Source organism: Thiopseudomonas denitrificans, assembly GCF_002866065.1.
GTDB lineage: Bacteria > Pseudomonadota > Gammaproteobacteria > Pseudomonadales > Pseudomonadaceae > Thiopseudomonas > Thiopseudomonas denitrificans.
On record NZ_LNJZ01000007.1, the window covers coordinates 233991 to 254557 of the forward strand.

At 59.0% G+C, this 20567-nt stretch carries 20 protein-coding genes; 9 read left to right on the top strand and 11 right to left on the bottom strand.

Annotation, left to right across the window (positions count from 1 at the left end; translation table 11 throughout):
- Nucleotides 1-239 precede the first annotated feature (239 nt).
- From AR306_RS07040 to AR306_RS07065, 6 genes are all read right to left on the bottom strand, one after another.
- The gene (locus tag AR306_RS07040; RefSeq protein WP_101496852.1) at nucleotides 240-3056 is read right to left on the bottom strand and encodes a type I restriction endonuclease subunit R; all 2817 of its coding nucleotides are present in this window, start codon (nucleotides 3054-3056) and stop codon (nucleotides 240-242) included.
- A 95-nt stretch (nucleotides 3057-3151) separates the two neighbouring features.
- Nucleotides 3152-3409 (bottom strand): helix-turn-helix domain-containing protein, encoded by a 258-nt coding sequence (locus tag AR306_RS07045; protein WP_101496853.1) that lies wholly within the window; start codon nucleotides 3407-3409, stop codon nucleotides 3152-3154.
- Entirely contained in the window at nucleotides 3409-4728 is a 1320-nt protein-coding gene (locus AR306_RS07050; RefSeq protein WP_101496854.1) for a type II toxin-antitoxin system HipA family toxin, read from the bottom strand. Before AR306_RS07050 ends, AR306_RS07045 begins: the two co-directional genes overlap by 1 nt.
- 318 nt (nucleotides 4729-5046) lie before the next feature.
- A complete protein-coding gene (gene rlmKL / locus AR306_RS07055; RefSeq protein WP_101496855.1) occupies nucleotides 5047-7263 on the bottom strand; it encodes a bifunctional 23S rRNA (guanine(2069)-N(7))-methyltransferase RlmK/23S rRNA (guanine(2445)-N(2))-methyltransferase RlmL in 2217 nt (738 codons plus the stop codon).
- Between the two features lie 142 nt (nucleotides 7264-7405).
- Complete coding sequence (locus AR306_RS07060) at nucleotides 7406-8422, bottom strand: quinone-dependent dihydroorotate dehydrogenase (protein WP_101496856.1); 1017 nt, start codon at nucleotides 8420-8422, stop codon at nucleotides 7406-7408.
- 41 nt (nucleotides 8423-8463) lie between these two features.
- Nucleotides 8464-8685 (bottom strand): DUF2835 domain-containing protein, encoded by a 222-nt coding sequence (locus AR306_RS07065; protein ID WP_101496991.1) that lies wholly within the window; start codon nucleotides 8683-8685, stop codon nucleotides 8464-8466.
- Between the two features lie 96 nt (nucleotides 8686-8781).
- Here AR306_RS07065 and AR306_RS07070 point away from each other — a divergent pair, with 96 nt between their 5' ends.
- From AR306_RS07070 to sulA, 3 genes are all read left to right on the top strand, one after another.
- A complete protein-coding gene (locus AR306_RS07070) occupies nucleotides 8782-9639 on the top strand; it encodes a DUF6685 family protein (RefSeq protein WP_133539587.1) in 858 nt (285 codons plus the stop codon).
- Nucleotides 9640-9749: 110 nt separating this feature from the next.
- Nucleotides 9750-10373, top strand: a complete 624-nt coding sequence (gene lexA / locus AR306_RS07075; protein WP_101496858.1) for a transcriptional repressor LexA — start codon at nucleotides 9750-9752, stop codon at nucleotides 10371-10373.
- 12 nt (nucleotides 10374-10385) lie between these two features.
- Nucleotides 10386-10862: an SOS-induced cell division inhibitor SulA gene (gene sulA, locus AR306_RS07080; protein ID WP_101496859.1), complete on the top strand. Its 477-nt coding sequence runs from the start codon at nucleotides 10386-10388 to the stop codon at nucleotides 10860-10862.
- Here sulA and AR306_RS07085 read toward each other — a convergent pair.
- From AR306_RS07085 to AR306_RS07100, 4 genes are all read right to left on the bottom strand, one after another.
- Nucleotides 10797-11837 (bottom strand): tRNA dihydrouridine synthase, encoded by a 1041-nt coding sequence (locus AR306_RS07085; protein WP_101496860.1) that lies wholly within the window; start codon nucleotides 11835-11837, stop codon nucleotides 10797-10799. The genes sulA and AR306_RS07085 overlap by 66 nt on opposite strands.
- The gene (locus AR306_RS07090) at nucleotides 11828-12292 is read right to left on the bottom strand and encodes an acyl-CoA thioesterase (RefSeq protein WP_101496861.1); all 465 of its coding nucleotides are present in this window, start codon (nucleotides 12290-12292) and stop codon (nucleotides 11828-11830) included. The genes AR306_RS07085 and AR306_RS07090 overlap by 10 nt, the downstream gene beginning before the upstream one ends.
- 69 nt (nucleotides 12293-12361) lie before the next feature.
- The gene (eda, locus tag AR306_RS07095; protein ID WP_101496862.1) at nucleotides 12362-12976 is read right to left on the bottom strand and encodes a bifunctional 4-hydroxy-2-oxoglutarate aldolase/2-dehydro-3-deoxy-phosphogluconate aldolase; all 615 of its coding nucleotides are present in this window, start codon (nucleotides 12974-12976) and stop codon (nucleotides 12362-12364) included.
- A gap of 9 nt (nucleotides 12977-12985) precedes the next feature.
- On the bottom strand, nucleotides 12986-14299 hold the full coding sequence (locus AR306_RS07100) for a DEAD/DEAH box helicase (RefSeq protein ID WP_101496863.1): 1314 nt from the start codon (nucleotides 14297-14299) through the stop codon (nucleotides 12986-12988).
- Between the two features lie 397 nt (nucleotides 14300-14696).
- Here AR306_RS07100 and AR306_RS07105 point away from each other — a divergent pair, with 397 nt between their 5' ends.
- The 6 genes from AR306_RS07105 to AR306_RS07130 all read left to right on the top strand — a co-directional run bounded on the left by AR306_RS07105 (nucleotide 14697) and on the right by AR306_RS07130 (nucleotide 20111).
- Nucleotides 14697-15020, top strand: a complete 324-nt coding sequence (locus AR306_RS07105) for a DUF2288 domain-containing protein (RefSeq protein ID WP_101496864.1) — start codon at nucleotides 14697-14699, stop codon at nucleotides 15018-15020.
- Between the two features lie 219 nt (nucleotides 15021-15239).
- Nucleotides 15240-16364 carry a branched-chain amino acid ABC transporter substrate-binding protein gene (locus tag AR306_RS07110; protein WP_101496865.1) on the top strand — a complete coding sequence of 375 codons (1125 nt, stop codon included), beginning with the start codon at nucleotides 15240-15242 and terminating at the stop codon, nucleotides 16362-16364.
- A gap of 103 nt (nucleotides 16365-16467) precedes the next feature.
- Nucleotides 16468-17391 (top strand): high-affinity branched-chain amino acid ABC transporter permease LivH, encoded by a 924-nt coding sequence (gene livH / locus AR306_RS07115; RefSeq protein ID WP_166627815.1) that lies wholly within the window; start codon nucleotides 16468-16470, stop codon nucleotides 17389-17391.
- On the top strand, nucleotides 17391-18641 hold the full coding sequence (locus AR306_RS07120) for a high-affinity branched-chain amino acid ABC transporter permease LivM (RefSeq protein WP_101496866.1): 1251 nt from the start codon (nucleotides 17391-17393) through the stop codon (nucleotides 18639-18641). The genes livH and AR306_RS07120 overlap by 1 nt, the downstream gene beginning before the upstream one ends.
- Entirely contained in the window at nucleotides 18638-19405 is a 768-nt protein-coding gene (gene livG, locus AR306_RS07125; RefSeq protein ID WP_101496867.1) for a high-affinity branched-chain amino acid ABC transporter ATP-binding protein LivG, read from the top strand. Before AR306_RS07120 ends, livG begins: the two co-directional genes overlap by 4 nt.
- A gap of 1 nt (nucleotide 19406) precedes the next feature.
- A complete protein-coding gene (locus AR306_RS07130) occupies nucleotides 19407-20111 on the top strand; it encodes an ABC transporter ATP-binding protein (protein ID WP_101496868.1) in 705 nt (234 codons plus the stop codon).
- Between the two features lie 64 nt (nucleotides 20112-20175).
- On the opposite strand, the gene AR306_RS07135 is transcribed toward AR306_RS07130, so the two are convergent.
- Nucleotides 20176-20520, bottom strand: a complete 345-nt coding sequence (locus AR306_RS07135) for a YggL 50S ribosome-binding family protein (protein WP_101496869.1) — start codon at nucleotides 20518-20520, stop codon at nucleotides 20176-20178.
- Between the last annotated feature and the right edge of the window lie 47 nt (nucleotides 20521-20567).

A 20567-nucleotide genomic window follows, 5' to 3' on the forward strand; every position in this document is an offset into this window, starting at 1 on the left:
TCTTTTTCGCCTTGTCAGTACGTAATTCTTAATCTACAACCCAAAACACATCTCAGCCTATACACCGCGACAGCAGCCCGGCACAGCCGGGCCATTCCCCCCAACCAGCACGTGGCATGACGGGGTGCAGGCAAGGCCGGAGCAAAGCATCAGCACCTGTGCCGAAGCTCGCTTCGGTGCGGGTGCGTAGCTTTGCGCAGCGCCTTGCCCGCACCCCACAACCACAGCGCAAAAAATCATCAAGCCACCAGCCCCTTATTCATCTCCGCAATCACCCAGTCCATCCTGTCGCCAAACAACTGATACATCCTGCCCAGCCCGCCCTGCGCATCAAAAGGCGATATCTCCAGATCATCGCGCTGAAAATGGCAAGAAATCATGATCTGGTCACGAATCATATGCAGCCAGGCCAGTTGCTCCTCACTGAATTTTTCTTCCGCACTGTTGTTGTGCTGGAAAATCCAGGTTTTAAAGTTGCGCTGCACAGTGCTGGCAAAGGTGGTGATGCTGGAATCCAGCCCGGTGACGCGGCGGATCAGCGCCACCAGTGCAGTCAGCTCTGAAAGCGGGCTGGCCGGCGTTTGCACCTGATCCAGATGCTCATACGCCTGCCACACCCGTAGCGGAGCCAGCTTGGGGCGATCCTGTTTCAGTTTTTCCAGCAGTTGCTTGAGCTGTTGGTAAGTAACTTCGCTGCGCCGTGCCGGAGTCTGGAAATAAATGCTCAGGGCGTTGATTTCGTCCTGGTGTTCGCGCAGGTAATCGGCAAACTCCAGGGTCAGGGCTTCGGCGTTGCTCTGACTGTCGCCTGCCCATTCGGCCTTGGTGAGCTGGTCGAGGTCGTCATGGACGATGGTTTGTTCCTTGTCACGGCGGATGCTGTCGATCAGCTCGATCAGTTCGCCGTTGAACACTCTGGCCACTTCGCCCACCAGTTGTTGCTGTGCCTGCTGGCGAACTTGATCGCCGGGGTCACTGCCGGCTGGCTGGCCGCTGATGGCAAGGGCGCGTTCTTCCACACGGTCGCCATCAATGGCGTTGAACAGTTCACCGACAATATTAAGCAGCGGCACACCACCGGCTTTTGCGGCTATGCGGGCGCGTTCCTTGTCGTCCAGTTGTTTGTCCAGCCGCGCCAGTCGTCCGGCCAGCGAGGAAACGGTATCGGTATCACTGACTCCCAGCATCACGCCCATGGCGAGGTCTTTCAGCGCCACGCTGGGCTTGCTAATCAGCGGCTGGCTGGCGGTTTTCAGCGATTTGGTCACACCAATGGCATCCACAATCACAAAGTGTGTTTTGGCGCTGGTGGCGGACGGGCTGACTTTTTGCAGGCTGTCTTTGTCCAGGGTGCGGGTGCCGCGTCCTTTCATCTGCTCGAAGTAGTTACGGCTTTTTACGTCGCGCATGAACAGCAGGCATTCCAGCGCCTTGACATCGGTGCCGGTAGCAATCATGTCCACGGTGACGGCAATGCGTGGGTAGTAGTCGTTGCGTAGCTGGTTAAGGATGGATTTGGGGTCTTCGCCTTTTTCCAGCAACTGGCCGTCGGCGCTGGTTTTGTCCTGGGCGACGCGGTAGGTGACTTTTTTGCAGAACTGGTTGCTCTCGCCAAACTCTTCGCGCACGGTCTGAATGATGTCGTCGGCGTGGCTGTCGGTTTTGGCGAAAATCAGGGTTTTGGGGATTTCCTTTCGGCCCGGGAAGATGGTCGGCAGGCTGTCCCGGAACGCACGGATCACGGTACGGATCTGGTCGGGGTTGACGATATCGCGGTCGAGCTGTTTGGCGGTGTAGGCTTCGTCTTCGTCCTGGGTTTCCCAGCGTTTTTTGCGGGTCTGGCGTTCGCGACGCTCGACCAGCAGATCGGCATTGATGGTGCCGCCTTTGGTGGTTTTTTCGGTTTCGATGATGAAGACTTCGTGGCCGACGTTGACGCCGTCAGCAACTGCCTGCTCATGGCTGTATTCGCTAATCAGGTTCTTGCGGAAAAATCCGTAAGTGCGCTGGTCCGGCGTGGCGGTCAGGCCGACCAGATAGGCATCGAAGTATTCCAGTACCTGCCGCCACAGGTTGTAAATGGAGCGGTGGCATTCGTCGATGATGATGACATCGAAAAACTCCGGTGGCAGTTTGGGGTTGTACACCACCGGCAGCGGTTCTCTGGGTTTGGTGTATTGCTCGGCGGGGTTGTGTTCTTCCAGGGCTTCATCCAGCGGTTCGTCCTTGAGGATGGAGTACATGCGCTGGATGGTGCTGATATAGACCTGCGAGTCGGTGGGTACGTGGGGGCTTTTCAGGCGCTGCACCCCGTACAGCTCACCAAACTTGCGGTTGTCGTCGTTGGGCAGGAAGCTGAGAAATTCCTGCTCGGCCTGTTCGCCGAGGTTTTTGGTATCGACCAGAAACAGGATGCGGCTGGCGTTGACCGGCTCTTTCAGCAGGCGGTAGCTGGCGGTGATGGCAGTAAAGGTTTTGCCGGCACCGGTGGCCATCTGGATCAGTGCGCGGGGTTTGTCCTGCTTGAGCGAGGCTTCCAGACTGGCGATCGCGGTGCTCTGACATGTGCGCAGGCCGGTCGGGTCAAGTGCTGGCAAGTCTTGCAGGCGGCCACGCAGGGTTTTGTCCTGCATCAGCCAGTACGCCAGGGTTTCCGGGCGGTGGAAGCTGAAGATTTCCCGCGAGCGCGGGCTGGGGTCGGCATTGTCGGTAAAGCGTGTGATTACACCGGTGCTTTCATAGACAAAACGCAGCGCCTGCTGGTTGTTGATGTATTTTAGCCGTGCCTGTGCGTAGCCCTGGGACTGGTCTTCTACCGTGGTGATCTTGTCGCCCCAACTTTCCGGTTTGGCTTCGATTACGCCAACCGCTTGGCGGTCAACAAACAGCACATAGTCTGCCGGACCAACATCGGTCTGAAATTCGCGCACCGCAATACCGGTTGCAGCGGACGGATTCATCTGTCGGAAATTTTGCACAGCCCAGCCTGCATCACGCAGCATCTGGTCGATACGGTCGCGGGCCTGTTGTTCGGGGTGCTGATTGGGCGCTGACATCCTGCTTCCTTTCTTGCATCTGAAAGTGTTTGATTATAAACACTTGAAAGCGAAGTAACAGCGAACTGTTTTGAGTGATGATTCTGTGCTGCCTGTTACCCCCGCACCAGTCCGATCCGCATACCAAAGAGGCCAAACACTGCATTGAGCGTGGCCAGGGTTGGATTGCCTTCGTCCTGCTCCAGTTGGCGCAGCGAGCGCAGGGAGATTTTGCACATACGGGCAAAGCGTTCTTGCTGCAGGCCGGTGATTTCCTTGCGTAGTCGCAGGGTTGCCTGCCCGAAAGTCAGCTCGCCGCTGGCCTGTAGCCGGGCAATTTCGTCCAGCAGCTGTTTGCGTTGGTCGATGTCCATTACAGCAGCCCCCAATCAGTCAGGCGTTTAGGTAGCTGTGCCAGTGCGATGCGTGGATGATTCATGGTGACTAGCGGTAAACCAAGGTCAGTCAATAAATCCGGCAGCGCTAGAAACTCTTGCGCTGCATGGCGTAGGCGTTGGTACAGCTGCTCTGTATCTGTCCAGTCTCCGGCCAGCTGACAGGCGGCTAACCAATCAACCTGCCCGCCCTGCTCGACCGGCTTTGGCCATTTGGTGGTGCGGGTAATGCCCTCATCGTCCATCACCATGGGCGCAAGGTCATAGATGGGTGCCAGCTCGATTCCACTTTCTGTGCGCAATACGGCAAGGTTACGCCCGTGGTTGTCGCTGTTGCCGAGAATTTGATTGAGCAGGTCACGGCGCAGGTATTCAAATACGAGCTCGTCCACTTGATCCTGCTGGCCAGCGCTACGCCACAACTCAACCAGGCATTTCAGCGCATCGGTATGTTGCATGTAAGCGCCGGGCTGATTGACTTGCGCCAGTGAATACATGGACTCAACCGCACGGCGCTGCACGCCCGCGGCGGTAACGGCTCGGTCAAAACGGTGCATCCACAGGCTGGGCTTGTGCGCTTCTTCCAGTGTCATGCCCTGGGTGGTCACTGTGTTTAAGCCTATCTGGCTTACTGCCTGGTAATAACAGTACTCGCTGCGCAGAATATCTTGGTCGCGCGCGCTGGCTTTGTTGCGGGCAAACTTTACAAACCAGTGTTGCACGGCCTGCGTATCTTCTAGGGCAGCGTCAGGATGCAACCTGCCTTGCGTATCTTCGGTGAGCAGCAGCTTGGGTGCCTCACCGCCCGCGCCGGTAGCGCCACCAATTGCCGCGCCCAGCTCGTAGGCATATTCCAGAAAGCTAGCCTCGCGCTGCACTACATCTTGACGGCTAAAGCCCGCATGTGCCACAGGCTCCTGGACTGCTTCTTTGATGCGCAGGTTACCTATTGGCGCTGCCGTATAACGGGACAGCAGATACAGGTCCAGATGGATATCTTGGGGCCTTTGTGTAGCTAACCTGGCTAACAAAAAACGCCTGGCTGCTCCCGCCGGCAAAATATCCAGCAAAAAAGCCGGTGCATGCTCCAGGTGCCAAGCATCCCAGCTGAGCGGGTAGTTAGCGCTAACTGCCAAGCCAAGACGGGTTTGTAAGGCTTCAAGATGCTCAACCAGGTAATCTGACTGATAGGCCAAATTGCAGCGCCCAGCCAAGCCCAATTCGGGCTGCTGAACGCTTAGGCGGGCGGCATCATGCCAAACTCCCTGGTGATAAAGCTGCAAGGTCAGTGGCTGCATAAAAGCACCATAAGGGCATTATAGTGCCGATAACTATAGTGCTTTTGGCTTTTTTAGGCAATAAAGTGCCGAAAGCTTTATTGCTGTGCGAATAAATTCGCACCTACGAGCGGGCTGGTCCCGCTAGAGCATGCACCTGTCGCAGGGCGAGCCTGCTCCTACAGTGTTCTGTCCGAATAAATTCGGACCTACAGTGATGCAATCCGTAGCCCGCACAGCAGGGTTTGATGAACGCTTTATGTAGGTGCGAATTTATTCGCACACAGGCTTCAACCTCAGAGCATCAAAAACAGGCAGGACAACGCCTAAAATTGCCGATTAGTCGTTATTTTCAGCTTTAGAATGACGAATCCGCCACGCCCTGTGGATCTTCTGGTTACGGGCAAAGTCCTGGTCAATGGTTTGCGCACTGATTTCTTCAATGGCGTAACGCTCGGCCAGCTCCGGTTCCAGCTCGAATTTGCGGAAGTTGTTGGAGAAGTACAGCGTGCCGTCTTTGGCCAGCAGGCGCATGGCTTCGTTGATTAGCGTGCGCTGGTCGCGCTGCACGTCGAACACATCCTGCATGCGCTTGGAGTTGGAGAAGGTGGGCGGGTCGATAAAAATCAGGTCGTATTCACCCTGCTCCTTGGCCAGCCACTGCATGACATCGGTCTGCACCAGCTGGTTCTTCTCGGAAAAGCCGTTCAGCGACAGATTACGCCGTGCCCAGTCGAGGTAGGTTTTCGACAGATCCACGCTGGTAGTAGTACGCGCACCACCGGCGGCAGCATGCACCGTGGCAACGCCGGTGTAGCAGAACAGGTTGAGAAAGCGCTTGCCACGGGCTTCACTGGCAATGCGCAAGCGCAGCGGGCGGTGGTCGAGGAACAGGCCGGTATCCAGATAGTCGGTCAGGTTGACCAGCAGCTTGACGTTGCCTTCACGCACTTCCATAAACTCGCCCTTGCTGGCCTGGCGCTCGTACTGGCTCAGGCCGCTCTGGCGTTCGCGGCGTTTGACCACCACCTTGTCGGGCGATACGCCCAGCGCCGACGGAATCGCCGCCAGCACATCCAGCAGGCGCGATTGCGCCTTGTCGGCATCCACCGATTTGGGCGCGGCATATTCCTGCACATGCACCCAATCACCGTAAATGTCGATGGCCACGGCATATTCGGGCATGTCGGCATCGTACAGGCGATAACACTGAATCTCGTTCTGGCGCAGCCATTTGCCCAGTTGCTTGCGATTCTTTTGCAGGCGGTTGGCGAACATTTGTGCGCCATTGGACAGCATGGCCGGGGCTTCGGCTTTGGCGGTTTCGTTGCCGGACTGCTGGCGGGCAGCGCCCTGTTCCGGCTCACGGGCGGTAACAAAGCTTTGCTCCTGCACATCGAACATCAGCAATTTGCAGGGAATCGCGCCGTTGAAGAAGGAATACTGCTTCTGGCTGCGGATGCCCATGCGCTTGCACAATTGCGGCGCACCGGTGAACACGCCAGCCTGCCAGCCTTGCAACTGGCCACGCATGCGCTCGCCCAGATGCTGATAAAGGTACAGCAGGCTGGCTTCGTCACCCAACCGCTCGCCATAGGGCGGGTTACAAATCATCAGGCCGGGCTGGCCGTGATCGGGGCTGGGCGCATAGGTGGCCAGTTCGCCCTGGTAAACCTTGACCCAGTCGCTCAAACCGGCGCGGGCAATATTGTTGCGGGCGGGCTGCATCAGGCGCGGATCGGCTTCGTAGCCGCGAATCCACAGCGGTTCTTGCTGCAAGCCTTTTTCGGCGCGCTGCTCGGCTTCGTCCAGCAGGCGATTCCAGATAGACGGCACATGCCCCTGCCAACCCTGGAAGCCCCAGTATTCACGGCGCAGGCCGGGCGCTACATCGGCGGCCATCAGTGCGCCTTCAATCAAAAAGGTGCCCATGCCGCACATGGGGTCGCTGAGGGCATAACCCTGTTTGGCCAGCTCCGGCCAGTTGGCGCGCAGCAAAATGGCGGCGGCCAAGTTTTCTTTTAAAGGTGCCGCGCCCTGCTGCAAGCGGTAGCCACGCTGGTGCAGGCTGGTACCGGACAAATCCAGCGCCACGGTAATCTCGTCACGGCGCAAATGGACGTTGACGCGCAGATCGGGATTGCGCTTTTCCACGGTTGGGCGGTTGCCCATGCGGTCACGCAGCGCATCGACAATCGCATCTTTGACCTTGAGCGCGCCAAAGTGACTGTTGTCGATGGCCTTGCTGGTGCCGGAAAAATCAATTGCCAGCGTGCTTTTGCTGTCCAGATGGTCGCGCCAGTCGATGCTTTGAATGGCGGCATACAGCTCGTCGGCGGTACGTACCGGGTAGCGGCCAAGCACCAGCAATACGCGGTTGGCCAGCCGTGACCAGAGGCACAGGCGGTAGGCAGTTTCCAGTGTGCCGCGTCCGCTAACCAGCGCCGGACGCTGGCGCGCCTGCTCCAGCCCCAGCGCCTGCGCTTCGGTGAGCAGCAGTTCTTCCAGGCTTTTCGGGCAGCTAAGGTGAAGTTCAAGCAGATTGTCGTCGGACATGAAACAGGGATCTCGAAAAAATAAAAATGTAGGTCCGGGTTGAACCTGTAGGTGCGAATTTATTCGCACATAACCCCCATATTCACGCAACGAAGCGGAGCCACAGGGTGACGATGGCGCATGTGTGCGAATGAATTCGCACCTACAGAGCGGCGATGGCATCCACCGACTCGCGGATCAGCGCCGGGCCCTTGTACAAAAAGCCGGAATAAATCTGCACCAGGCTGGCACCGGCCTCGATTTTCTCTGCCGCATGCTTGCCTTCGGTAATGCCGCCCACTGCGATGATCGGCAAACGGCCCTGCAGGGTTTCGGCCAGCACCCGCACCACATGGGTGCTCTGCTCGCGTACCGGCGCACCCGACAGCCCACCGGCCTCGTCCGCATGCTGCATGCCTTCCACACCCGCGCGGGACAGGGTGGTGTTGGTAGCAATCACGCCGTCCATGCCACAGCCAAGGATGATGTGTGCAACCTGTGCAACTTCTTCATCGGTCATGTCCGGTGCAATCTTGACCGCAATCGGCACACGCCTGCCGTGCATTTCGGTCAGGTCTTCCTGACGCTGCTGCAGGGCGCTCAGCAGTTCTTTCAGCGAGTCGCCATATTGCAGACTGCGCAGGCCCGGGGTGTTGGGCGAACTGATGTTGACAGTGATATAGCTGGCGCTGGTGTAAACCTTGTCCAGACAGTACAGATAGTCGTCGGTAGCCTGCTCAACCGGAGTAGCCAGGTTCTTGCCAATATTGATGCCCAGCACGCCGTCAAATTTGGCGTTGCGCACCCGATCCAGCAGGTAGTCGACACCACGGTTGTTGAACCCCATGCGATTGATTACGCCTTCGGCCTGCGGCAGGCGGAAGATGCGCGGCTTGGGATTGCCCGGCTGCGGGCGTGGCGTGATGGTACCGATCTCGATGAAGCCGAAGCCCAGATCGGACAGGCCGCGGATGGCATCGCCGTTCTTGTCCAGACCGGCAGCCAAACCTACCGGATTGGGAAAATCAATGCCCATGACATTGACCGGCACGGCAGCCGGCTGGCGCACCGCCAGCTTGCTCAACCCCAGGCGACCGGCAGCGCCGAGCAGGTCAAGCGACAGGTCATGGGCGGTTTCTGGCGACAGGGAAAACAACAGCGGGCGGGCAAGTCTATACATGGCAATCAACGGCGTTAAATTAAAAGCGCAAGTATAGCCGATTACGCCAGCCGTCGCAGTGAAATGAACTTGCCTTGCGCATCAAACGTCAGCTCGAAACTGCCATAAATTCCCTCATGGGTAAGGAACGGTTGCAGGCGTCCCGCCGGCAGGCTGACCGACTTGCCTTCACGGCTGCGCAGCAGCACGCGGTTGGCCGTTCCCTGGTAGACCCGCAAAAACTCGTCTGCGGGCAGATCAATCTCAAGATGTAATTTCAACATGGCCAAATTTTCACAAAACATGCACAATACGACCGGTGTTCAAGATATGTCGTGCTGGTCGCCAGCAGCAGTCAAGGTTTCCGGATTTCCAACAAAATGAGCCAGTCTTCGGTTTTGGGCAACCTGTTCAACTCGGTTTTCAAACGCAAGGGGCAGCAGCCGGATTTTGGCTCTGACGATGTGGCTCGCAAGGTGCGCCTGGAATTTCCGCAACCGCTGCTGCCGGAACCAAGCATACACTGGAAACATACGTTACACCTGCAGCAGCTGGCCAATCTGCCGGCCAGCGCACTGTCCGGACCGGTACAGGAAGACAAGGCTGCGGCCTATCGCTTCATCAGCAAAATTGTCAGCATCAGGACAGAAACTGTCACTTCTTTTGACATGCGCGGCCTGTTCGGTCTGAACCACGAACAGGACGATCTGCTGGCCTGTAACAGTTGGGAAGCCCTCGCCCAGTCCGGCCAATGCCGCAACATACGCATCATCAGCATTCGCGATTTCAACCGCGTCCTGTCGATAGCCATCGGCAAGAGCCAGAGTGTCAACCTGCTGTCGACCGCATGGGAGCCCCGGAAAACTTACTGGGCCGACCCGCAAAACACCTGCGAGCTGGCAGCCTCCCTGGTCTATGCCCGCCGCCGTGAATTGCCGATCAATCTTCCGGCCCAGCTGTATCGCACCCACATCAATGCCGGCGCAATCCGCGAGCTGAAGAAGCATTATCACACCCTGGGCATGCCGGTCGCCGCCTGGACAGACCCGGCCTTCATGAATTACCTGGTAACCCACAAGGTACCCTACGCCCGCCTGCCCCTGTCTCTGGGCAGTCTCTCGTTGCAAACCATTTTGTTGCCACGCAGCAGCCCGCTGGCCAATACCTTTGGCAACGGCCTGCGCCAGGCTGGTGCCCATGAGCTGAGTGACTTTCTACTGACACTGACTCAGGCCTGAACATCCCCGCATCCACCTGCAACAGCAATCCGCTGCAGTTTTAGCGCTTGCATATCCGGAAACACTGTATACAATGCCAGTGTACTGTATAAAATCACAGGTATTCCGGCATGAGCAAACTGACCAAGCGGCAAGGTGAAATTCTTGATTTCCTCAAGGACTGGATCGACGAGCACGGCTATCCGCCAACTCGCATCGAGATTGCCCAGGCGCTGGGTTTCAAGTCACCCAACGCTGCCGAAGATCACCTCAAGGCCCTCGCCCGCAAGGGTGCCATTGAAATGATATCCGGCGCATCGCGCGGTATCCGTGTAATTGACGCGGAAGCGGGTGACGTGACGCCACCCGCAAGCGATAGCGAGCTGCCGGTAATCGGCCGTGTTGCTGCCGGCAGCCCGATTCTGGCCCAGCAGCATATCGACAATACCTGCCCCGTCAGCCCGGATCTGTTCAAGCCCCGCGCCCACTATCTGCTGCAGGTGCGCGGGCAGAGCATGAAAGATGCCGGCATCCTTGATGGCGACCTGCTTGCCGTACACATCACCCGCGAGGCCCGCAACGGCCAGCTGGTGGTTGCCCGTCTTGATGACGAGGTGACCGTCAAGCGCTACCAGCGCAAGGGCAACACTGTCTGGCTGATGCCTGAGAACAGCGATTTTGAACCCATCGAGGTTGACCTCGAAAACCAGCAACTGGTGATCGAGGGTCTCGGCGTCGGTGTCATTCGCAGATAGGGGAAATACATCATGAACCTGCAATCATTCGACAATCAGCCCGGCCTGTTCGACCAGCAAGCTGCGGTCAACCTGCAAAGCCACTCCGAGCCGGAAATGGACAGCCATCCCGAGCCCAGCCCCTGGTGCAGCGAAATCATTCTGAGCGGCCGTGCCGAGCATTGCCTGCATCTGCTGGCCCCCATGCTCAAGCTGCTCAGCGAACAACAGGAGGAACGCTGGCTGGCACTGGTGTCGCCTCCGGAACCCCTTACCATGCAATGGCTGCGCAATGCCGGACTGAACCCGCAACGTACCCTGATCTTGCACCCCAAAGGCCTGCAAAGCAGCCAGGAACTGGCCTGTCAGGTGCTTGAGCTGGGCTGCAGCCACACGGGCGTCACCTGGCTCAGCCCCCTGCCCCTCGCAGCCCGCCAAAGGCTGTCACGCGCGGCCGAGTCCGGCGGGGCGCAAAGCATCAACATCAGTCAGCAGTTTGGCGGTGCCTGAAGCGGCATCCCGCTCACATGCCCCAAACATCACAGGCCCGAGCATCAGCTGATCAATCTGCCCGCTATCCGTTTCGCGGCGGATATGCTGAAAAAACATGCCCGCTTCGGGGTAGTTGCGCATCAGCATCGACAGCCATTGCTTGAGCCGGCCCGGAGCATGTCGCGGATGCACTTTCTGGCGCACACGCTGCCAGAACTCCTGCAGCAGCGGCCAAAGCCCGTGCCAGTCCAGCGGCTGATAGGCCTCACCCGCTATATGGGCCTTGATGTGCAAGGCCAGATCAGGTCGGCACACCAGCCCGCGCCCGATCATCACCGACTCGACACCGCTGATTTCCCGACATTTCTGCCAGTCCTGCAATGACCAGATTTCGCCATTGGCCAGTACCGGTACGCTGACCACGTCCTGAATTTTTGCCACCCACTCCCAGTGCGCCGGCGGCCTGTAGCCCTGCACCTTGGTACGCGCATGCACTACCAGCCGGGTGGCTCCACCTTCAGCCAGGGCGCGGGCGCAGTCCAGTGCCGGACTGGTATCTTCATAACCCAGACGCATCTTGGCGGTCAGGGGAACATGTCCGGGCAAGGCGGCACTCACATAGTCGGCAATCCGGTACAGCCGCTCCGGTTCCCTGAGCAAGATCGAGCCGCCCCTGGATTTATTGACCGTTTTCGCCGGGCAACCGAAGTTCAGATCCACCACTGTTGCGCCCAGCTCGACCGCCCGCGCCGCGTTTTCGGCCAGACACACCGGATCAGAACCCAGCAACTGCAAGCGCATCGGCGTGCCATTGGGTGTACTGCTGCGGCTTTTCAGTTCCGGTGCCAGTTGATAAAAGGCTGCCGGCGCCAGTAGCTGATCGGTTACACGAACGAACTCGCTGACACACCAGTCAATGCCTCCCTGGCGGGTAATCAGGTCACGCAGCATGGCATCGGCCAGGCCTTCCATCGGCGCAAGGGCTATTTCCACCCGCTGTGCTCTCCGGAACAGTCACGCCAGGCACTGCCGTAGCCCGCAACAAATTCGTCCGGCATGCGCCTGGGTTTGCCCGTCGACAGCTGCACGCAGACAAAGGTGGTGCGTGCACGCAGTAGCGTGGCACCATCGGCGGGCCGTACCAGCTGAAACAGCCGGTCCATTTTCAAGCGGCTGTCGGTCTGCACCAGCCAGGTTCCCATCAGTACTTCATCGTCCCGAAGGGCGCTAGCCAGATAGTCGATTTCGTGGCGCAAGACAGCCATGCTGCGGTCCAGCCGGGCAAAGCAGTCAAAGCCCAGCCCCAGCGCGTTTGAATGCTGCCATGCGCAGCTCTCCATCCACTGGACATACACCGCATTGTTGACATGCCGCAACTCGTCAATGTGCTCCGGCAACGCCTTGAACCCGGCCACAAAGGGCTCGGGCCGGTCCCAGGGTAAGTTCATGTTCAACCCGTTCATTGAAAACCACATAGCTATTGTTTTGTCGGCAAACCTGTACAGGTCTGCCCTGCGTTAACAGGATTCCCGTGCCTGTCTGGCCAGCCCGGTAATCGTCGGCCACTCCCGCGCCTCGACCAGCACGCGCGGTGCCAGCCAGCTGCCACCGCAGCAGATTACGTTGGGACGTTCCAGATAGCGGGCCAGACTGGCCGGATTGATACCGCCAGAGGGACAAAAGACCACATCCTGAAATGGCCCGGCATAGCTGTCCAGCAGCTCAAGGCCACGCTCGCCCGCCGGGAACAGCTTCAGCTGGCGAAACCCTGCCTCCCGGGCCTGCATCACTTCCGAGGCGGTTTGCACGCCGGGCAGCCAGGGCATCTGTTGCCCGGTTGCAGCTTCGGCCAGCGCCGGGGTAAAACCCGGGCTCACCGCAAACTGCGCTCCCGCCTGCTGCGCCTGTTGCATCTGCCGTGCACTCAGCACCGTGCCTGCACCCACCACCACTTCGGGCAGCTCCTGCCGGATATGGCGTATCACCTCAAGTGCCGGCCCGGTACGCAACGTCACTTCCAGCACGCTAATACCACCCTGCCACAAGGCGCTGGCCAGCGGTACAGCAAGTGCGGGATCATCAATCACCAGCACCGGCAGCACCGGGGCAGCCTGTACCAGGATACCTTCCATCTTCACGACCTACTCCGCCGGGCGCGCCGGCTTCTTGCGCAGCGGGGCGTGGCCGTCATCGCCGGTCAACGGCTTCTTCCGCAGTGACGGCTTGCGTACCGGTTTTGCGCTTTTTTTGTCGGCGGCTTTTTTCTTTTTGCTGCCAGCAGCCTTGCCCGAGCTTTTCACGTTTTTCGGGCCGTGGTAGCCGCCCTTGAGACCCGGCAGCACGCGCTTCTCGAAAGTCTGCTTGAGGTAGCGCTGAATGCTCGACATCAGGTTCCAGTCCAGATGTTCGATCAGGGAAATGGCCAGTCCGTCTTCACCACTGCGCCCGGTCCGGCCAATGCGATGGACATACTCGTCACCCGAGCGCGGCATGTCATAGTTGATAACCAGGTCAACACCTTCGATATCCAGACCGCGGGCGGCGACATCGGTGGCAATCAGCACCCGCTCGCCGCCCTGGCTGAAACGCTCCAGCGCCATTTTGCGTTCCTGCTGATCTTTTTCACCGTGCAGCACGAACACCCGGTAATCCTGGGCACGCAACCGCCCGTAGAGCTGATCAGCCATGGCCCGGGTATTGGTGAATACCATGGCCTTGCGATAATTCTCGTTGGCCAGCAGCCAGGCCAGCAATTTTTCCTTGTGGGCCGCACTCTCGGCCGTGATCACCTGCTGGCGGGTGGTTTCACTGAGCTGTGACACCGGGTTGAGCATCAGGTGTTGCGGATCACGCAACACCGCCTGGGTGATTTCACGCAATGCCCGTCCGCCGGTGGTGGCAGAAAACAGCAGGGTTTGTTGACGATTGCCACAGGCACTGATGATGGCCTGCATGTCTTCGGCAAAACCCATGTCGAGCATGCGGTCAGCTTCATCCAGAATCAGCCAGCGCACCTCGCCTGCCGGCATGCTGCCGGCCTGGATATGCTCCAGCAAGCGTCCGGGGGTTGCCACCAGCACGTCAGGCACCTTGCGCAGCAGCGCCGACTGTTCCTTGAAGCCTTCGCCGCCGATCACCATGGCCGACTGCAGGAAGGTGAAGCGGGCAAAGCGCTCGGTCTCCTCCAGAATTTGCCGGGCCAGCTCGCGGGTCGGTACCAGAATCAGTACGCGGGTGGCTGGTGTTGCGCCGCCTTCTTGCATAGTAAGCAACTGGTGCAGGACCGGCAGCAGGAAGGCCGCCGTCTTGCCGCTACCAGTCTGTGCAGTGGCGCGCAGGTCGCGTCCCGCCAGAATGACGGGAATCGCCTCTTGCTGTACCGGAGTCGGCTCGACAAAGGCATTTTCTTCCAGCGCTCGCAGCAGGCGCTCATGCAGGTTTAGCTGTGCAAACATCAAGGTTTCCAGATAAATGAGGGCAAAGACGGGATTCTACCTGAAGCGCCAGAACGGGGCGAGGTGCCACGCGAGAACCTGTAAGCAGCCGTTTGACATGGTGGTGGCTCAAGGGATGCTCAGCAAAGGCCTGTCTACTGTATAAGGGGGCTTGCCCCCGACAAGTATTGCAGTTCTCTCAGGAGGCAAGCCGCATTCTGTAGGTGCGAATTCATTCGCACATTGGCCTGCAGCCTCATTATGTACCCGCAGGCCCGGCATCGCGTTCGAATAAATTCGAACCGACACGCACTTTGTAGAAAGTTGTCCGTCGGCATTTCGATTGCCCAGCATCGGCACGCAGCTTTTGCGACGACAAGGTATGATAGGCGCTTTTTTCACCAACGGAATTTTTCTCATGACCGACTCCATCAGCCCGCTGTACGCGGAAATACTCGGTGAAACCGCCCGCATCAGCTGGCAGGAACTGGCACCCTGGTTTGCCAGGGGCCAGCTTCTCTGGGTCGCCGCAGACCTGGACCTGGTCAGTGTGGCCGAAGCCATCGCCAGCGATGACAAGCAGCTGGTCAGTAGCCTGATGCAGCAAAACCGCTTGCACCTCCTGACCGATGAACAAGCTGGCGATCTGCACCAGCGAGACCCCGAACTCTGGGCCACTGTGGTCCGGCCCTGGGTGCTGGTACAGGAACGGGCTACAGATGGCGGCTTCATTCGCCACTGACCATTCACAAGACCTCGGCGTGCCCGCAGCCGGATATCCGGGCCGAAAAGCCGCCTGACCAGCAGGTCATCTAGACATTTTGTCCAATAGCAATGCCGGTTTGCCTGTTTTCCTGTTTCGTTACAACGGGTTCTTGACTAAACTCCATGCGTGTAGAGCGAGCCCCGTGCCCGACACTCATCAAAATGACACTTAGAACTATTACAAAGGCAGGCATTTATGAGCAAAACAACCCGTAACCTGAGCAAACTGCTGGCCGCCATGGCGCTAGCCGGTGCAGCCACTTACAGCATGGCCGCCGAGCCCATCAAGATCGCCCTGGCCGGTCCGGTAACCGGTCCTGTTGCCCAGTACGGCGACATGCAGTCCATGGGTGCCAACATGGCTATCGAGCAGATCAACAAGGCTGGCGGCGTCAACGGCCGCATGCTCGAAGCCGTTACCTATGACGATGCCTGCGATCCCAAACAGGCGGTTGCCGTAGCCAACAAGATCGTCAACGACGGCATCCAGTTCGTTGTTGGCCATCTGTGCTCCGGTTCCACCCAGCCGGCTGCCGACATCTATGAAGAAGAAGGCATCCTGATGATCACCGCCGCGTCCACCGCGCCGGAGCTGACCCAGAAGGGTCACACCCTGATCTTCCGCACCATCGGTCTGGACAACATGCAGGGCCCTGCTGCCGGCAAGTACGTGGTTGAAAACCTCAAGCCTGCCCGCGCTGCCGTTCTGCACGACAAGCAGCAGTACGGTGAAGGTGTTGCCACTGCGGTCAAGGCCGCGCTGGACGAAGCCAAGATCCCTGTTGCGCTGTTTGAAGGCGTAACCGCCGGTGACAAGGACTTCTCTGCTCTGATCGCCAAAATGAAGCGTGAAAACGTCGAGTTCGTCTACTTTGGCGGTTACCACCCGGAAATGGGTGCCTTGCTGCGCCAGTCTGCCGAAAACGGCTTCAAGGCCAGGTTCATGGGCCCAGAGGGTGTGGGTAACACCGACATCACTGCCATTGCCGGCGCTGCCGCTGAAGGCATGATGACCACACTGCCCAAGGCATTTGACGAAGATCCCGCCAACGCCGACCTGGTCAAGGCATTCAAGGACAAGGGACAGGACCCGAGCGGTGCTTTCGTATTCCCTGCCTACGCTGCCGTACAGGTGATGGCTGATGCCATGAAAATCACCAACTCCACCGACACCGACAAGATTGCCGAAGCCATCCGCAGCAACAGCTTCGACACTCCAACCGGTACCCTGGAGTTTGACGAGAAAGGCGACCTGAAAGAATTCAGCTTCATCGTCTACGAGTGGCACGCCGACAACACCAAGACCGCTCTGACCGAGTAAGCCCGTACCCTGCCCCGCCACTGGCGGGGCTTCTGGATGTGCCGCAGCCTTTGCGCAGCAAGCTGTCGGCACTTCCTCTATGTTTACCGGTTGGTATTCCCGCATGATTGACGAGTTTTATTATTTCCTGCAACAGCTGCTCAACGGCCTGACCGTCGGCAGTACCTATGCTCTGATTGCCATTGGTTACACCATGGTTTACGGCATCATCGGCATGATCAACTTCGCCCACGGCGAGGTGTACATGATCGGCAGCTATGTCACCTTCATCGCCCTGACCGGGCTGGCCATGCTGGGCCTGGAAAGTTTGCCGCTGCTGATACTTGGCGCTTTTCTGCTCAGCATGATTGTCACCAGCGCCTACGGTTTCAGTATCGAACGGGTCGCCTACCGGCCGCTGCGCGGCAGCAACCGGCTGATCCCGCTGATTTCCGCTATCGGCATGTCGATCCTGCTGCAAAACTTTGTCCGCATTGCCCAGGGCGCGCGTGACGTGGCCATGCCCAGCATGATCACCGGCGGCATCAGCCTTGGTTCCGATGATGCGGCCGCCAGTCTGTCCTACATGCAGATCATCATTTTTGTCACCACCTTCGTTGCCATGCTGGCTCTGTCCATATTCATCAGCCGCTCGCGTACCGGGCGTGCCTGTCGTGCCTGTGCCGAAGACATCAAGATGACCGGCCTGCTCGGCATCAACAGCAACGCCATCATCGCCATCACCTTTGTCATTGGTGCCGCACTGGCGGCCGTGGCCGGCGTATTGCTGAGCCTGTACTACGGCGTGGTCAACCCCTACATCGGCTTCATGGCCGGCCTGAAGGCCTTTACCGCTGCCGTACTTGGCGGCATTGGCAGCATTCCCGGCGCCGTGCTCGGCGGGCTGGTGCTGGGCGTGACCGAGGCCATGACCTCCGGTTACTTCAGCACCCAGTACAAGGATGCCGTGGCCTTTGCCCTGCTGATCCTGATCCTGCTGTTCCGCCCGACCGGCATTCTGGGTCGTCCCGAGGTGGAGAAAGTCTGATGCGTCTTCACTTCAAATCTGCCATTTTCTCCGCGATTGTCGTTGCCATCCTCACCGCAGTGCTGCTGGGTGTGCGCCTGACTCAGGCCGGCTCGCAGCTCACCGTGGTGGTAGCCGACTCTTCCGTTTACTGGAAAATCGCCGCCGCAGCCGGCTTCATTTTCCTCTACAACCTGCTGCGCGACTGGATCGAGCGTGCCAAAGAGGCCATTCCGCGTCCGGCCGGTTTTGGTCAGCGCAATCTTCTCGACCGCCCGCTGCTGCAGAAGCTGGTCTGGCTGATCATCATCATTGCCGCCCTGGCCTTCCCTTTCCTGGCCGGCCGCAGCCAGATCGACCTGGCCACCCTGGTACTGATCTACGTGATGCTGGGCCTGGGGCTGAACATCGTGGTCGGCCTGGCCGGCCTGCTCGACCTGGGTTACGTCGGCTTCTACGCCGTGGGTGCTTACACCTACGCCCTGCTGGCCCAGTATTTCGGCATCGGCTTCTGGAGCGGGCTGGTCGCCTCCGGCATCATGGCGGCCTTCTTCGGCTTCATTCTGGGCTTTCCTGTATTGCGCCTGCGCGGTGACTATCTGGCCATCGTGACCCTTGGTTTTGGCGAGATCATCCGTATCCTGCTGAACAACCTGACCGACATCACCGGCGGCCCGCGCGGCATCGGCAACATCCCCAAGCCGACGCTGTTCAACCTGGAGTTCGCCCGCCGCGCGCCGGAAGGCACGCAAACCTTCCATGATTATTTCGGCATCGCTTTCAACAGCAACCACAGGGTGATTTTCCTCTACCTGCTGGCACTGGTGCTGGTACTGATCACATTGTTCGTGATCAACCGCCTGATGCGCATGCCGATCGGCCGTACCTGGGAGGCCATGCGTGAAGACGAGATCGCCTGCCGTGCATTGGGCCTGAACCCGACCAACATCAAACTCAGCGCCTTTACCATTGGTGCCACCTTCGCCGGTTTTGCCGGCAGCTTCTTCGCCGCCCGCCAGGGTTTCATCAGCCCCGAGTCTTTCACCTTCATCGAGTCGGCCATCATTCTGGCCATCGTGGTGCTCGGTGGTATGGGTTCGCAGATCGGTGTGGTGCTGGCAGCCATCATCATGACCGTCTTGCCGGAGCTGGCCCGCGAGTTCAATGAATACCGCATGCTGCTGTTCGGCCTGATGATGGTGCTGATGATGATCTGGCGTCCGCAGGGGCTGCTGCCGATGAAACGTCCGCATGTGGAGTTGCGCCAATGAGCAAGAACATTCTTGAAGTCAGCGGACTGCGCATGCGTTTTGGCGGCCTGCTGGCCGTGGACGGTGTCGCGCTGGAAGCCCGTGAAGGCCAGATCGTCTCCATGATCGGCCCCAACGGTGCCGGCAAGACCACGGTATTCAACTGCCTGACCGGTTTCTACAAACCGACCGAAGGCGTGATCCGCTTCCGTGGCGAAGAGATCCAGGGCCTGCCCGGCCACAAGATCGCCAACAAGGGCATGATCCGCACCTTTCAGCACGTGCGCCTGTTCAAAAGCATGACCGTACTGGAAAACCTGCTGGTGGCCCAGCATCGCCTGCTCAACAACAACCTGCTGGCCGGCTTGTTCAAGACCCCGCGCTACCGCGATGCCGAGCAGCGCGCGCTGGAACAGTCCCGCTACTGGCTGGACAAGGTCGGCCTGCTGGAACACGCCAACCGTGAAGCCGGCACTCTGGCCTATGGTCAGCAGCGTTACCTGGAAATCATCCGCTGCATGGTCACCAATCCGACCCTGCTGATGCTGGACGAGCCTGCAGCCGGCCTCAACCCCAGTGAAACCGACGGCCTGAAACACCTGATCGCCGAGTTGCGTGACCACCACGAGATGACCGTGCTGCTGATCGAGCACGATATGAAACTGGTGATGGACATCTCCGACCACATTGTCGTGATCAACCAGGGCGCTCCCCTGGCTGCCGGCACACCGGACGAAGTGCGCAACAACCCCGACGTGATCAAAGCCTATCTGGGAGAGGACTAGCATGCTCCAGGTCAGCAACCTGAATACCTTTTACGGCAAGATCCAGGCCCTGCACGATGTCTCCATCGAGGTTAAACGTGGCGAGATCGTCACCCTGATCGGCGCCAACGGCGCCGGCAAGACCACCTTGATGATGAGCCTGTGCGGCGATCCGCGTCCGGCCAGTGGTGACATCATCTACGAGGGCCAGTCGCTGCTCGGCATGCCCACTGCCCAGATCATGCGTCAGGGCATGGCCATAGTACCGGAAGGCCGTCGGGTGTTTGCCCGCCTGACGGTCGAGGAAAACCTCGCCATGGGCGCGTTTTTCTGTGACGACAAGGAAGTCCGTGAAGAGCGTCTGGAGCGGGTATTGGGCCTGTTCCCGCGCCTGCACGAGCGCTTTGCCCAGCGTGCCGGCACCATGTCCGGTGGCGAACAGCAGATGCTGGCAATCGGCCGTGCCCTGATGAGCGAGCCGCGCCTGCTGCTGCTTGACGAGCCTTCGCTGGGTCTTGCTCCCATCATCATCCAACAGATCTTTGCCATTCTGGAACAGCTGCGCGAAGCCGGCGTCACGGTGTTTCTGGTCGAGCAGAACGCCAACCAGGCACTGAAACTGGCAGACAGGGGCTATGTCATGGAGCATGGCCGCGTGGTTCTGGAAGATACCGGTGCCAACCTGCTGGTCAACGAAGACGTGCGCAAGGCCTATTTGGGCGGCTGATAAAGGGTTATTCCGCACAAATAAAAACGGGACGCCTGAGCGTCCCGTTTTTATTGCATGCCAATCAGGCTTGCTGGCGTACCGGAGTCTCGGGGTACCAGGCATCCTGCAGTTCGCTGATTTCAACGCTGGCCGGCTCGCTGCGACCCTTCAGCCAGCTCTCAACAGCACTGCGTTGCTCCGGTGTGACGGAACCACGCGCACCCAGGCAAACCAGTGCGTACTCGGGGCCGCCAATCAGGCCCAGGCCATTGCGTTCGATGGCCTCGACAATGAAATCGGAATAAAAAGCCTCGATGGCCTCATCGGACAGGGACTCGGGATAAGCAACCTGTACTTCAAAGCCCAGTTCCTGGAACTCGTCGACACAGAGTTTTTTGCGCAGACGGCGCGAACGATTTTTTGCCATGACAGCCTCCAAATATCAAGGCGCACAGTCTAACAGACTTCCAGCCT